At 62.9% G+C, this 14737-nt stretch carries 10 protein-coding genes and 1 tRNA gene; 9 read left to right on the top strand and 2 right to left on the bottom strand.

The window, feature by feature from the left end:
• The first annotated feature begins 100 nt into the window (after positions 1–100).
• From M4J39_RS03950 to M4J39_RS03930, 5 genes are all read left to right on the top strand, one after another.
• Positions 101–727, top strand: coding sequence for an ATP-dependent Clp protease proteolytic subunit (locus M4J39_RS03950; RefSeq protein ID WP_251726483.1), 627 nt, complete (start codon positions 101–103; stop codon positions 725–727).
• A gap of 204 nt (positions 728–931) precedes the next feature.
• Complete coding sequence (gene clpX / locus M4J39_RS03945; RefSeq protein ID WP_251726482.1) at positions 932–2194, top strand: ATP-dependent Clp protease ATP-binding subunit ClpX; 1263 nt, start codon at positions 932–934, stop codon at positions 2192–2194.
• Positions 2195–2550: 356 nt separating this feature from the next.
• Positions 2551–4983: an endopeptidase La gene (lon, locus tag M4J39_RS03940; RefSeq protein WP_251726481.1), complete on the top strand. Its 2433-nt coding sequence runs from the start codon at positions 2551–2553 to the stop codon at positions 4981–4983.
• A 120-nt stretch (positions 4984–5103) separates the two neighbouring features.
• The gene (locus M4J39_RS03935; protein WP_371875395.1) at positions 5104–5463 is read left to right on the top strand and encodes an HU family DNA-binding protein; all 360 of its coding nucleotides are present in this window, start codon (positions 5104–5106) and stop codon (positions 5461–5463) included.
• A gap of 182 nt (positions 5464–5645) precedes the next feature.
• A tRNA-Val gene (locus tag M4J39_RS03930) sits at positions 5646–5721 on the top strand.
• A gap of 84 nt (positions 5722–5805) precedes the next feature.
• On the opposite strand, the gene M4J39_RS03925 is transcribed toward M4J39_RS03930, so the two are convergent.
• Positions 5806–8319 carry an EAL domain-containing protein gene (locus M4J39_RS03925; protein ID WP_251726480.1) on the bottom strand — a complete coding sequence of 838 codons (2514 nt, stop codon included), beginning with the start codon at positions 8317–8319 and terminating at the stop codon, positions 5806–5808.
• A 36-nt stretch (positions 8320–8355) separates the two neighbouring features.
• Positions 8356–9393, bottom strand: a complete 1038-nt coding sequence (locus M4J39_RS03920) for a TRAP transporter substrate-binding protein (protein ID WP_251726479.1) — start codon at positions 9391–9393, stop codon at positions 8356–8358.
• 397 nt (positions 9394–9790) lie between these two features.
• Here M4J39_RS03920 and M4J39_RS03915 point away from each other — a divergent pair, with 397 nt between their 5' ends.
• The 4 genes from M4J39_RS03915 (at position 9791) to glpX (ending at position 14704) form a co-directional block, all read left to right on the top strand.
• The gene (locus tag M4J39_RS03915; protein WP_251726798.1) at positions 9791–10531 is read left to right on the top strand and encodes a cytochrome c biogenesis CcdA family protein; all 741 of its coding nucleotides are present in this window, start codon (positions 9791–9793) and stop codon (positions 10529–10531) included.
• A gap of 174 nt (positions 10532–10705) precedes the next feature.
• Positions 10706–11935, top strand: coding sequence for an LL-diaminopimelate aminotransferase (locus tag M4J39_RS03910; RefSeq protein ID WP_251726478.1), 1230 nt, complete (start codon positions 10706–10708; stop codon positions 11933–11935).
• 141 nt (positions 11936–12076) lie between these two features.
• Positions 12077–13393, top strand: a complete 1317-nt coding sequence (locus tag M4J39_RS03905) for a homoserine dehydrogenase (RefSeq protein ID WP_251726477.1) — start codon at positions 12077–12079, stop codon at positions 13391–13393.
• Positions 13394–13717: 324 nt separating this feature from the next.
• Positions 13718–14704, top strand: a complete 987-nt coding sequence (glpX, locus tag M4J39_RS03900; protein ID WP_251726476.1) for a class II fructose-bisphosphatase — start codon at positions 13718–13720, stop codon at positions 14702–14704.
• The last annotated feature ends 33 nt before the right edge of the window (positions 14705–14737 follow it).

Genomic DNA, 14737 nt, shown 5'->3' with positions numbered 1-14737 from the left:
ATCACGGCAAGAGTGATTTGCTGGCGACGCCACCGCTGTTCCAAGCAGCCCCAAGACGGGGTGGGGAGGGCGGTTCGTCCGTCGAACGCCGAGGGAACGTATGAAGGATCCTGTCGATTTCACCATGAGCACGCTGGTCCCGATGGTCGTCGAGCAGACGAACCGTGGCGAGCGCGCCTATGACATTTTCTCGCGCCTCCTCAAGGAGCGGATCATCTTCATAACGGGCGGCATCGACGACGGAGTCGCAACGCTGGTCAGCGCCCAGCTTCTGTTCCTTGAGTCGGAGAATCCCAACAAGGAGATCTCCCTCTACATCAACTCTCCCGGCGGCTATGTGACGGCGGGTCTTGCGATCTACGACACCATGCAGTTCATCCGTCCGAAGGTGGCGACGCTCTGCATCGGCCAGGCCGCGTCCATGGGGTCGCTTCTTCTTTGCGCCGGCGAGCCGGGCATGCGCTTCTCGCTGCCCAACGCGCGCATCATGGTGCACCAGCCGTCCGGCGGCTTCCGTGGCCAGGCGGCGGACATCATGCTGCATGCCCAGGAGATCCTGAAGCTGAAGCGCCGCCTCAACCAGATCTACGTCCAGCATACCGGCCGCGATCTTGCTGCGGTCGAAGAGGCGCTGGAGCGCGACAACTTCATGGACGCCGAGGCGGCCAAGGCATTCGGGCTCGTGGACGATGTGATCGCGAAGCGGTCGGTTCCCGAACTGCCCTGAGGAAAGAAGGTTTGCCGGCGCCGCAGGCGGCGGTGCATTGAGATCGGTACGTTAAAGCTATCTTGAGTCCTTTGAGCGCAACATGCGCATGTGGCGGTTCCGGCGGATTCGGTCACTGAAGAGGGTTCGAGAGGGAAGGTTCGGTTCGATACTCGCCCCCAGGGGCGGGCTCGGACCGTCCGTCAACCGAGCGGGAATGATTGGATGACCAAGGTTAGCGGCGAGTCGAAGAACACCCTCTACTGTTCGTTCTGCGGCAAGAGCCAGCATGAAGTCCGCAAGCTCATCGCGGGACCGACGGTGTTCATTTGCGATGAATGCGTTGAACTCTGCATGGACATCATCCGTGAGGAGTCGAAGTCCAATCTCGTGAAGTCGCGCGACGGCGTGCCGACGCCTTCGGAAATCCGCAAGGTGCTCGACGACTACGTGATCGGCCAGGACAAGGCCAAGAAGGTGCTGGCTGTGGCTGTCCACAACCACTACAAGCGCCTCAATCACGCCTCGAAGAACAACGACGTCGAGCTGGCCAAGTCGAACATCATGCTGATCGGTCCGACCGGCTCGGGCAAGACCTTGCTCGCCCAGACGCTCGCCCGCATCATCGACGTGCCGTTCACCATGTCCGACGCGACGACGCTGACCGAAGCCGGTTACGTCGGCGAGGACGTCGAGAACATCATTCTGAAGCTGCTGCAGGCTGCCGACTACAACGTCGAGCGTGCCCAGCGCGGCATCGTCTACATCGACGAGGTCGACAAGATCTCGCGCAAGTCCGACAACCCGTCGATCACCCGCGACGTGTCGGGCGAGGGCGTGCAGCAGGCCCTGCTCAAGATCATGGAAGGCACCGTGGCCTCTGTGCCGCCCCAGGGTGGGCGCAAGCATCCGCAGCAGGAGTTCCTGCAGGTCGACACCACCAACATCCTGTTCATCTGCGGCGGCGCCTTCGCCGGCCTCGAGAAGATCATCTCGGCGCGCGGCAAGTCGACCTCGATCGGCTTCCAGGCGCAGGTGACCGCTCCCGAGGATCGGCGCACCGGCGAGCTGTTCGCTCAGGTCGAGCCGGAAGATCTCCTGAAGTTCGGCCTGATCCCCGAGTTCGTGGGTCGTCTCCCCGTGCTTGCCACGCTGGAGGATCTCGACGAGGCGGCGCTGGTGATCATCCTCACCGAGCCGAAGAATGCCTTGGTCAAGCAGTACCAGCGCCTGTTCGAGATGGAGAACGTCAAGCTTTCCTTCCAGGACGATGCGCTCTCCGCCGTGGCCCGCAAGGCGATCGATCGCAAGACCGGCGCCCGTGGTTTGCGCTCGATCATGGAGGGCATCCTGCTCGAAACCATGTACGAGCTGCCGAACCTCGAGGACGTGACAGAAGTGGTGATTTCCGGCGACGTCATCGCCGGCAAGGCCAAGCCGATCTACGTCTATGGCGAGCGCCTCGACGACACGGGCACGGGTGCCTGATCGTTTTCCATGGGTGGCGGCAGAGTTTCCGCCGCCCATTCTTCCCGGCCCGGCGGGTCGGGAGCGTCGTGCGTCGGGTCAATGACGCTTTCGTGTCAAGACCTTGAAAGCACAGTCGCCGCGATCCATGTATCCGCTTACGCGGCGGCGACGGAAACGGGAACGGCGTCCGGCCTCGCGCCCATCAAGGGGCGGACTGGGCGGCCACGTAGCGGATCATCTTCTCCGGTCCTCTTACCCGTTGCCGAACTGGGGCATTCCGATCTTCCGGTCGGCAGCCCTTGCCGAAAACCGCGTGCGACGGACGCCGGTGCCGACAGGCTGAGCCGGCGGGCCACCAGAAAGGAAACCACTCCATGGCCGCATCCACTCCCGCGACCGGCGCCGAACGGGACGTCTTTCCTGTCCTGCCGCTTCGTGACATCGTCGTTTTCCCGCACATGATCGTGCCGCTGTTCGTGGGCCGCGAGAAGTCCATCCGCGCCCTTGAAGAGGTGATGACGGCCGACAAGCAGATCCTGCTGGCAACCCAGCGCAACGCGTCCGACGACGACCCCACGTCCGGCGATATCTATACGGTCGGCACTCTGGCAACGGTGCTTCAGCTTCTGAAGCTGCCCGACGGCACCGTGAAGGTGCTGGTCGAAGGCGCCCGCCGGGCCGAGGTGATCAATTTCATCGACCGCTCCGACTACTTCGAGGCCGAGGTTCGGCCGATCGAGGAAGTGGAGAGCGACCGCGTCGAAGTGGAGGCGCTTGCCCGCTCGGTGCTGGTCGAGTTCGACAACTACGTCAAGCTGAACAAGAAGGTGTCTCCCGAGGTGCTCGGCACCATCAAGGAGATCGACGACTACGCCAAGCTCGCCGACACCATCGCCAGCCATCTCGCCGTCAAGATCTCCGAGAAGCAGGACGTTCTCTCCCTGAAATCGGTGGTCGAGCGGCTCGAGCGGGTGCTCGGGCTGATGGAGAGCGAGATCTCCGTGCTGCAGGTGGAAAAGCGCATCCGCAGTCGCGTCAAGCGGCAGATGGAGAAGACGCAGCGCGAGTACTATCTCAACGAGCAGATGAAGGCGATCCAGAAGGAGCTGGGCGACGGCGAGGAAGGCAAGGACGAGCTTGCCGAGCTCGAAGAGCGCATCAAGCGCACCAAGCTCTCCAAGGAAGCTCGCGAGAAGGCGACGGCCGAGCTGAAGAAGCTGCGCCAGATGTCGCCGATGTCGGCCGAGGCCACGGTTGTCCGCAACTACCTCGACTGGATTCTCGGCATCCCCTGGAAGAGCCGCTCGAAGACCCGCGACGATCTCGCCTATGCCGAAGCGGTGCTCAACGAGGATCATTTCGGCCTCGACAAGGTCAAGGAACGCATCATCGAGTATCTGGCGGTGCAGAGCCGGGCCAACAAGCTGAAGGGGCCGATCATCTGCCTCGTCGGCCCTCCGGGCGTCGGCAAGACCTCGCTCGCCAAGTCGATCGCCAAGGCGACCGGACGTGAATACGTGCGCATGTCGCTCGGCGGCGTGCGCGACGAGGCGGAAATCCGTGGTCACCGGCGCACCTATATCGGCTCGATGCCCGGCAAGGTCATCCAGTCGATGAAGAAGGCGAAGAAGTCCAATCCGCTCTTCCTGCTCGACGAAATCGACAAGATGGGAATGGACTTCCGCGGCGATCCGTCGTCGGCTTTGCTTGAGGTTCTCGACCCCGAGCAGAACCACACCTTCATGGATCACTACCTAGAGGTCGAGTACGACCTTTCGGACGTGATGTTCGTGACGACCGCCAACACGCTGAACATTCCCGGCCCGCTGATGGACCGCATGGAGATCATCCGGATCGCCGGCTACACCGAGGACGAGAAGGTCGAGATCGCCAAGCGGCACCTGCTGCCGAAGTCGATCGCCGACCATGGTCTTCGCGCCGGCGAGTACGAGATCACCGACGACGCCATTCGCGCGGTGATACGCCAGTACACGCGTGAAGCCGGCGTTCGTAACCTCGATCGGGAGATGATGTCGCTCGCCCGCAAGGCGGTGACCGAGCTCCAGAAGTCGAAGGGCGTGCTGAAGTCGGTCACCGTGACGCCGGAGAAGGTCGAGCAGTATCTCGGCGTGCCGCGCTTCCGGCATGGCGAGGCGGAAGGCACCGATCAGGTCGGCGTCGTCACCGGTCTCGCCTGGACCGAAGTCGGCGGCGAGCTGCTCACCATCGAAAGCGTGCGCCTGCCCGGCAAGGGCCGCATGACGGTGACCGGCAACCTCAAGGACGTGATGAAGGAATCGATTTCCGCGGCGGCGTCCTACGTGCGCTCGCGGGCTGTCGATTTCGGCATCGAGCCGCCGCTGTTCGACAAGCGCGACATTCACGTGCACGTGCCGGAAGGCGCGACGCCGAAGGACGGCCCGTCGGCCGGTATCGCCATGGTCACCTCGATCGTGTCGGTGATGACCGGCGTGCCGGTTCGCCACGACGTTGCCATGACCGGCGAAATCACCCTGCGTGGCCGGGTGCTGCCGATCGGCGGTCTCAAGGAGAAGCTGCTCGCCGCTCATCGCGGCGGCATCAAGACGGTGATGATCCCCGACGAGAACGCCAAGGATCTCGCGGACATTCCCGAGAACGTCCGGAACGGAATGGAAGTCATTCCGGTCGCTCATATGGACGACGTGCTGAAGGTGGCGCTGGTGCGGCCGCTTGAGCCGATCGCCTGGGACGAATCGAAGGAAACGCCCCCTGCGGCGGTCGCCGAAGGCGAAGCTGGCGATTTGGGCGTGATCACCGCGCACTGAACCAACGTGGGACACTTGTCCAACAAATTACCGACCCGGGCCTCCAAAGCCCGGGTCTTTTTCGTCTTCGGTCAAAAAATCGCGCATAAGCGGTCTTTCCGCACTTGATTTTCCCCGGAAATCCGGGAAACGTGCCGCCGGGGTGACGGGCTAACTCCTAAACGGCAAGTCCGCTACCGACAGAGTCAGACAAAGGGACACGACATGAACAAGAACGATCTGGTCACGCAGGTCGCCGAGAAGGCGTCGCTCAACAAGGCGCAGGCCGGTGCCGCCGTCGACGCGGTCTTCGCGACGATCACCGAGGCGCTCAAGGCGGGCGACGAAGTTCGCATCGTCGGCTTCGGCAACTTCGTTGTGACCGAGCGCGCCGCCTCCGAGGGCCGCAACCCGCAGACGGGCGAGCCGCTCAAGATCGCTGCTTCCAAGCAGCCGAAGTTCCGCGTGGGCAAGGGCCTCAAGGACGCGGTCAACGGCTGACGTCCCGAATCGGCCCAGCCCGAAACAGGGTTGGGCCGACGTGACTTTGAACGGCGCGATCGGTAACGGTCGCGCCCTTTTTGCTCTGCCGTTCATGCTTGGGACGATCCGCGCGACGACCTTGCAATCGGCTGCCCGAGTGGGTAGAGCAGGAAACCTTCCGTCGTCATCCGGCGGTTTTGGGGCGGTTAGCTCAGTTGGTAGAGCGCCAGTTTTACACACTGGATGTCGGCGGTTCGAGACCGTCACCGCCCACCATCATTCCTTTGGAACTCAACATTCTCGAGGGTCGTGCGCCCTCTTTCGGCGCAGAAGGCCCCTGCCGTGAGCTCGCAGGCTCGTTCACGCAGCCGAAATGGCCGAGTCATCGCCCTCTTCGAACATGCGTGCGACGTCGTCGGCCGGTACCGGCATGCCCAGAAGGAAGCCCTGCACGGTGTCGCAGCCCTCGGCCCGCAGACGCTCGAACTGCTGCTCGCTTTCCACGCCCTCGGCGGTGGTTGCGATATTGAGATTGGACGACAGGCTGGCAACCGCCCGGATGATCGCCAGCGATTCTTGGTCGCCTTCGTCGAGATCGGCGATGAAGGAGCGATCGATCTTGATGCGATCGAAGTGGAACCGGCGCAGGTAGCCTAGGCTTGAATAGCCGGTGCCGAAGTCGTCCATGGCGATGCGGATGCCGATCTCATGCAGGCGTTGCAGGATGGCAAGCGTCATCGAGGTGTCGGCGATCAGCACGCGCTCGGTGATCTCGATCTCCAGGCGATGCGCTTCAAGACCGGACGTGGCGAGCGCCGCCACCACCTGATCGGCGAAGGTCCGGTCGCGGAACTGCACCGGCGAGACGTTGACGGCGATGCTGATATGGCCGGGCCAGGTCGCGGCGTCGCGGCAGGCCTGCTCAAGCACCCACTGGCCCATCGGCACGATCAGACCGACTTCCTCGGCCAGCCAGATGAACTCGTTGGGCGGAACCATGCCGCGCTTCGGATGGTCCCAGCGAAGGAGCGCCTCGAAGCCGATGACCTCGCGGTTGTCCATGCTGAACATCGGCTGGTAATGAAGGCGGAACTCCTCGGCGGCCAGGGCGCGGCGAAGTTCCAGCTCCAACAAGCGCCGCGTCTGGGAGCGGAGGCTCATCTCGTCGCGGAAGAAACGATAGACGCCTCGGCCGTCGGCCTTCGCCGTGTAGAGCGCCATGTCGGCGTTCTTGAGCAGGGTGTCGGCGTTCGTGCCGTCGAGCGGGGCGACGGCTATGCCGACGCTGGCTCCGATGATGATCTGCTGGCCGTCGATCTCGTAGGGCTCGCCCACGATCCGGACGATGCGGCGGGCGAGATCGGTGGCCTCTTCCGGTTGCTGGACGGGGCCGAGCTGGATGATGGCGAACTCGTCGCCGCCGAAGCGCGCCGCTATGTCGTTCTGGCTGATGCAGGATCTCAGCCGGTCCGCGACGGCCTGCAAAAGTGCGTCGCCGACGGGATGGCCGAGCGTGTCGTTGACGTTCTTGAAGCGATCGAGATCGATGCAGAGAACGGCGACGCTTTCGTTGCCGGTCAGTCCCGACAGTGCTTCTTCGAGACTGTCGCGGAACAGCAGGCGGTTGCCCAGGTCGGTCAGGGCGTCGTGGCGCGCCATATGACGGATCTTTTCCTCGACGCGGCGCCGGGCCGTAATGTCCTCGTGAATGGCGACCCAACCGCCACCGGCGATATTCTGGATTCCCAGCGCCAGAATGCGGTCGTCGCTCGTCTCGTACACGAAATGGGTCGTTCCGCCGAGATTGGCGCGCGATTCCGCCAGGACCTCTGATACCGGCGCGTAGATGCCGCCGTCCTTGAAAGCTTCGGCGAAGATTTCGTGGTAGGTGCGACCTCGCAAGGTATCCTCGGGCGCCAAACCGTACATGTCGCAGTAGATGCGATTGCAGATGATGAGCCGGTCGGCAGCGTCGAACATCGACAAGCCGACGGGCATGTTGGCAACCGCCGCTCTCAGACGCTCCCATTCCCGTTCGGCGTTGCGAGCGAACTCCCGGCTGTGGATGAGCGCGTCGCGATAGCCGGCGAGGGCGCGCACGAGCACGCCGATCTCATCGCGTCTTGGTGTCGGCTCCGGAATCGGAGTCGTGTGATCGCCGATCGTCAGTCGACGCATGGCGTGAGCGATGTCGCGGAGGGGTCCCGATATGTTGCGCTGGACCCATAGGATCGCTCCCAATGCCGCGAGGCTGGCGATCACCAGGGCGATCAGCGACTGGGTAATGGCACGCGACACCGCCGTGGAAGCGCGCGCCGCCGCGTCCTGCGACTGTGTCTTGGCGTAGGCGATGAGATTCTCGAGCTCGGTGACGGCGGCCTGGTACTGAAGGCGTGTCGTGCCGTTGGCGTACTCGGTCGCTTGTTCCAGTTCGCCGCTTTCAACGGCGTCGTTCACCTGATCGAGCGAGGCGAGATAGATTCCCCAGGCTTCGGAGAAGATCGCGAACAGCCGCTCTTCTTCGGGCGAACTGATGGTCGCCTTGAAGTCGGTCGCGGCCTGGTTGAGTTCGAGGCGCGTTTCGTTGAGGTTGGCGTCAATCTCAGCGAGATTGTGGTAGTCGATCACTTGCAAGCGGCGCATGACGACCAGGTTGTGCTGCAAGGCGAGGCGGCGGAGCTTTTCGAGCAGCTCTACCTGCGGAAGCCTGATCTCGCGGATTTCCGTGGTGACCCTGTTGACCGATATCACCTGCACGACGCCCAATGCGCTGACGGCGGCGATGAGCAAAAGAACAAAGACGACCGCTCCGGACAGTTTGGTCCGGATGCTCGCGGTCTTCGCGCTGCCGATCGGCTCGTTATGCCAGCTCATCGGTCTCGGCTTCTCCTCTTGAGTGCCTCGACGAACTCAGTGAAGATAACTGAAACGCTTCCAGAACCCATATTGGTTCCGAAAACGTACATACGACTCGTAAATCTGCTTGAATCTCGGATTGGCGGCCATCTCCTCCTCGGCGACCTTCGCCCAGGTCGCTTCGAAGGTCAGGAGAAGATCAGGCGACCAGCGGCGAAGCTTGATGCCGCGCCTTTTGATCTCTTCCAAAGCATCGGACTGCATGATCTCCGCTCGCCCGATGCTATCGCGCATGACGGCCGCGCAGACCGTTTCGATCGTCTCCTGTTGCTTTGCCGTCAGCGCGCGCCAGGTCGCTTCGTTGAAGTAAAGCTCATAGAGCGTCGACGGCTGATGCCAGCCGGGAAAATAGTAATACTTTGCGACGTTCTGAAGGCCAAGCGTCAGGTCCATGGACGGCAACGAGTACTCGGCCGCCTCGATCTCGCCCTTCTTCATGGCGTCGACGATCTCGCCGGGGGATTTCTGTATGACGTCGGCACCAAGGCGGGCGAGGACCCGACCGCCCAGACCGAAGAAGCGGATGCGCAAGCCGTTCAGGTCGTTGATGCTGCGGATTTCCTTCGAAAACCAGCCGGCTCCCTCCGGTGGAAGCACCATGCAGGGCACATTGTGGATGCCGTAACTGGCAAAGAGTTCACTCGATAGCGTGAGGCCGCCTCCCTCCAGGAACCAGGCCATGTATTCCATGGTGTCAGGCCCAAAGGGAATGGAGCTGAGAAGCTCGAAGGCGCTATCGTGGCTGGAGAACTGGCCGGCTGTGGACCAGGCGGCGGCAAGTTCGCCGGTTGCGACCCGGTCGACTGTGCTGGACGCCGGCGCCAGGTTGCCGGGCACATGAAACACCAGTTGCACGTCGCCGCCGGTCAAGCTGTCCACCTGCGCGCTCAGACGGCCGGAGGCTTCCGAGAACAATGGCAGCGACAGAGGGAAGGTGCTGGCGACATGGATCACCGTTGGGGCGCCTGCATATGCAGGAGCCACGAGGCTGGCAAACAATGCCAGTCCGGCGATCGCCGACAGCCTGATCATTCGTCCCCCCGGAGGCGCACAACCACCCGCAACCTTGTAGATAAATATATGCGAACAACGCTAGATAATAGTTAACTCGCGGAGCGTGGGGTAGTGGCTTTTTCGAATTATGTGAGGAAACGCTGCTTCGCGGGGAAAAGCAATTCCGTTTCAACTTGCTCCCCAGAGGATATCTTGCCTCACGGTCGGGCGGGCGCAGATAGTTTCACGTTCTGTGGGTTCGGTTGAGGAATGCGATTTCTGGGGATTGAACCGCCATCCTTTGCGGATCTGCCTGCTGCTCGGTTGCTCGGCTCTGCCAGGTCTGTGTCGGCGATTTGATAAGCGGGAAGAAAACCCGCCTCGCATGAGCCGAGGAAATCGAGTATCAGTCGGTTGCCCGCCTGGTAGGGACCATATGGACGCGAACGTAACCTTGATTGCAGCATTTGGCGCCGGACTGCTCTCTTTCGTGAGCCCCTGCGTGCTGCCGCTCGTTCCGCCTTATCTCGGTTTCCTGACTGGCGCATCGATCGAGGAACTGACCAGTGAAGAAATGAGTCGGCTGGCTGCAAAGCGGCGAGCGGCCGAGGTCTCCCTTTGCTTCATTCTGGGGTTTACCTGCGTTTTCGTGACGCTTGGCGCCACGGCGTCGGTATTCGGGCAGCTTCTTCGCCAATGGTCTGAAGTGCTCGGTGTTCTGGCCGGTCTGTTCATCATCGTCATGGGCTTGCATTTCCTTGGCCTGTTTCGAGTGGCTCTTTTCTATCGCGAGGCCCGGTTTCACCAGTTCCGGATTAAGGCCGGTCTCGGCGGAGCGTTTCTGCTCGGCCTCGCCTTCGCTTTCGGCTGGACGCCCTGCATCGGGCCGGTGCTCGCGACCATCCTGTCGGTGGCCGGAAGCCGCGATACCGTCGGCGATGGAGCTCTGCTGCTCGCCGTCTATTCGCTGGGCCTGGGCGTTCCCTTTCTGATCGCCGCGCTTTTTGCGGCAAAGTTTGTGCTGTTCATGCGCCGCTTTCGCCGGCATTTTCCGCTGGTCGAGCGAGCTATGGGCGGCGTGCTGGTCATTACCGGCGCGCTGTTCCTGTCAGGCGGCATGCAGCGCGCGTCGTTCTGGCTTCTGGAAAACTTCCCGGCCCTCTCCACAATCGGCTGATTCCGTGGCGGGCCGGGCAGGGCGGCTCCACAACGGCGGCTTTTTGGAGAGATCGGTCGGCGACCGGCCAAAAGCCACTTTCCCCTCCGCCCGAAATTGATCTAGAAGCACAGACCCGCCTGCCGGCGCGGGGCGAAAACCGCCGGCTTCCACGACCACACTGAGGTCAAGTCCATGAGCAACAACGAGTTCCACAAGATCAAGCGCCTCCCGCCGTATGTCTTCGAGCAGGTCAACCGGCTCAAGGCTTCCGCGCGAGCTTCGGGCGCAGATATTGTCGACCTTGGCATGGGCAATCCCGACCTGCCAACGGCGCGCTACGTGGTCGACAAGCTGATCGAGACCGTGCAGCGGCCCGACACGCACGGCTACTCGGCCTCGCGCGGCATCAACGGTCTTCGCAAGGCGCAGGCCGCCTATTACGCTCGCCGCTTTGGCGTGAAGCTCAACCCCGACACGCAGATCGTGGCCACGCTTGGCTCCAAGGAAGGCTTTGCCAACATGGCGCAGGCGATCACCGCGCCGGGCGACGTCATTCTGTGCCCCAATCCGTCCTATCCCATCCATGCCTTCGGATTCCTGATGGTCGGCGGAGTCATCCGTTCGGTGCCGGTCACGCCGGGGCCGGAGTTCTTCCACGCGCTCGAGCGCGCGGTCACCCACTCCATTCCGAAGCCGCTCGCCCTCATTCTCTGCTATCCGTCGAACCCGACGGCCGAGGTGGTCGATCTCGATTTCTACAAGGACGTGGTGGCCTTTGCCCGAAAGCACGAAGTGTTCGTGCTTTCGGACCTTGCCTACTCGGAGATCTATTTCGACGGCGTTCCGCCGCCCTCAGTCTTGCAGGTGCCCGGGGCGATGGATGTGTGCGTCGAGTTCACCTCGATGTCCAAGACCTTTTCCATGGCTGGCTGGCGCATGGGGTTCGCGGTGGGCAACGAGCGGCTGATCGCCGCGCTGTCGCGCGTCAAGTCCTACCTCGACTACGGCGCTTTCACGCCCATCCAGGTGGCGGCGACGGCCGCGCTGAACGACCCGGAGGCGGATACCCATATCGAGGAGGTCCGTCAGACTTACAAGCGCCGCCGCGACGTCATGGTCGAGAGCTTCGGCCGGGCGGGCTGGGAGATTCCTGTTCCGCGCGCCTCGATGTTCGCCTGGGCGCCACTGCCGGAGCGCTTCAAGCCGCTCGGAAGCCTGGAGTTTTCCAAGCTGCTGATCGAGAAGGCCGAGGTTGCCGTCGCTCCCGGCGTCGGCTTCGGCGAGCAGGGGGACGATTACGTCCGCATCGCCCTTGTGGAGAACGAGCAGCGTATTCGGCAGGCGGCGCGCGGGCTTCGTCGATTCTTCGACACGGCCGACGAAACCATGCATAACTACGCTCCGGTCGAGCGGGACCGCTGATCGGCGTTTCGCTCTCCCGGCAGTCCGGCAAAAGCGCACGGCGGCTTTGCGTCAGGACCGCATGACAAAGAACAGTCAGGCATTCCCGGCGATCCGATTCCCGGGAATGCCCACGCAGACAGAAAGTTTCGGAAAAGCACCATGGGTAAACCGCTTCGCCTCGGCATCGCCGGTCTCGGGACCGTCGGCGCGTCCGTCGTTCGCATCGTCCAGTCCAACCTCAGCTCGTTGACGCTGAGAGCGGGGCGGCCGGTGACGATTACGGCCGTGTCGGCGCGTAACCGCAACCGCGACCGGGGTATCAGCGTGGACGGGTTTGCCTGGTACGACGATCCCGTGGCCATGGTCGCCGATCCTAACGTCGACGTGGTGATCGAGCTGATCGGCGGGGCCTCAGGGGCTGCCGAGGCCGTGGTGCGTGCCGCGTTCGCCGCCGGCAAGCCGGTGATCACGGCCAACAAGGCGCTGCTCGCCCGTCATGGCGTCGAGCTTGCCCGTCTCGCTGAAGAAGCCGGTTTGTCGATCGGTTTCGAGGCGGCGGTGGCAGGTGGCATTCCGGTGATCAAGACGCTGAAGGAAAGCCTCGCCGGCAACACCGTCAACGGTATAGTCGGCATTCTGAACGGCACCTGCAACTACATCCTGACCCGGATGGAGAAGGAGCAGCTCTCCTTTGAAACCTGCCTGTCGGAAGCGCAGCGGCTCGGTTACGCCGAGGCCGATCCGACGTTCGACGTCGGCGGTTTCGACACGGCGCACAAGCTCGCCATTCTGGTGAGCTTGGCGTTCGGTACGGAGATCGATGCCGATGCCATCTATGTGGAGGGCATCACCTCAATCTCGCTGGAGGATATCAAGGCCGCGGACGAGCTGGGCTATCGCATCAAGCTTCTTGGCGTTGCCCGGCGCACTGACTCCGGCATCGAAGCTCGGGTCAACCCGGCCATGGTGCCGAAGAAGTCGGTGGTGGCCCAGACCTCGGGGGTTCTCAACGCCGTTGCCTTCGACGGGGATGCGCTCGGCGAGGTCGTGCTGGTCGGTCCTGGCGCCGGTGGCAGTGCCACGGCGTCGTCGGTCATAGCCGATATCGTCGACGCGGCGCGCGGACATCGCACGCCGGTGTTCGGCTTGCCGGTCAACGAACTCGGGCTCTACCAGAAGGCGGAGATCCAGGCCCACAAGGGCGGCTATTACGTTCGTCTTTCCGTCTATGATCGACCGGGCGCCTTCGCCGGCATCGCCAAGAGCATGGCCGACCGCGACATATCGCTCGAGTCGATCGTTCAGCATCGCCGGGGAAATGACGACGCGGCACCCGGCCATACAGGTGCGCCGCAGCCCGTGGTGCTCATCACCTACGCCACGCGCGAGACGGAGATCCGGGCGGCGCTCGCCGCGATCGAGGCGGCCGGCCATATCGCCGAGAAGCCGACGCTGATCCGCATCGAGAGTTTGTGAGACCCTGTTGGGCCTGTGCATGTTTACAGGCCCATCTTAGGGAATGCTGCTATCGACTTTTTGCATGTCTAGCGGTCGAACGGGCGAAAAGTGCCGGTAAATGGCGCTATTTCGGCAAGTATCGATGAAGACTCCAGGTCGCGGCATGGTTAATTCATCCGCGGAACATCCGTATTGCGTCCTATGGCGCATTGACCTCCATCGTCGGTTCTTCCTACCTCGCTAAGGTATCGACCGGGTTTCCTCCCCGTTCGCGCGCGGCCACAAGACCTCCCTCGGCCGCAGCGACGAATTCGGTCGGCTGCACGAACCGCGGGTTGTTTCATGTCGCAAAAGTTATCCAATTCTCTCGACCGTATTCTAACTCTGGAGATTGTTCGGGTTACCGAACGCACGGCCATGGCCGCCGCTCGCCAGCGTGGCCACGGTGACGAGCGCGCCGCCGATCAGGCGGCCGTGGACGCCATGCGTTCTGAGCTCAACCAGTTGCCGGTTCAGGGCACGATCATGATCGGCGAGGGCGAGCGAGACGAAGCGCCGATGCTCTACATCGGCGAAGAGGTCGGCAGCGGCAAAGGGCCACGCGTCGATATCGCCGCCGACCCACTTGAGGGCACCACAATGTGTGCCAAGAACCAGACCAACTCGCTGGCGTGCATCGCGATCTCCGAGCAGGGAGGTCTTCTGAACGCTCCCGACGTCTACATGGACAAGATCGCCATCGGCCCTGGCTTCGCGCCTGGCCTGGTCGACCTCGACGCCACGCCGACCGACAACATTCGCGCGCTCGCTAAGGCCAAGGGTGTGCCGGTATCGGCCATTACCGCCTGTATCCTCGACCGGCCGCGCCATGCCCGCCTGATCGATGAGGTGCGTGGGCTCGGGGCTTCGATCCGGTTGATTGGCGATGGCGACATCGCGGGCGTCATTCAGACGACCGACCCGGAGGAGACCGGCATCGACATCTATCTCGGCGTCGGCGGCGCACCCGAGGGCGTGTTGGCGGCGGCGGCGCTGCGGTGCCTCGGCGGCCAGATGCAGGGCAGGTTGATGATCAACCGGCCCGACCAGGTCGAGCGCGCCCGGCGCATGGGGATCTCGGACGTCACCAAGAAATACGTCATGGAAGACATGGCTCAGGGTGACGTGCTCTTTGCTGCCACCGGCGTGACCAAGGGCAATCTGCTCGACGGCGTGCGCTTCAAGAACGGAAAGATCATCACCGACACCGTGGTGATGCGCTCGTGGACCGGTACCGTTCGGCGGATCAAGGCCGAGCACATCGACCGCGACAGGCACGACGCCATCTGACGCGCTGCATATGCATGAAGAGGGGCGCCCAAC

Source organism: Pleomorphomonas sp. NRK KF1, from assembly GCF_023721755.1.
Taxonomy (GTDB): domain Bacteria; phylum Pseudomonadota; class Alphaproteobacteria; order Rhizobiales; family Pleomorphomonadaceae; genus Pleomorphomonas.
Note: the sequence above shows the minus strand (reverse complement) of the source record. Positions and strands in the feature narration are given on the sequence as shown.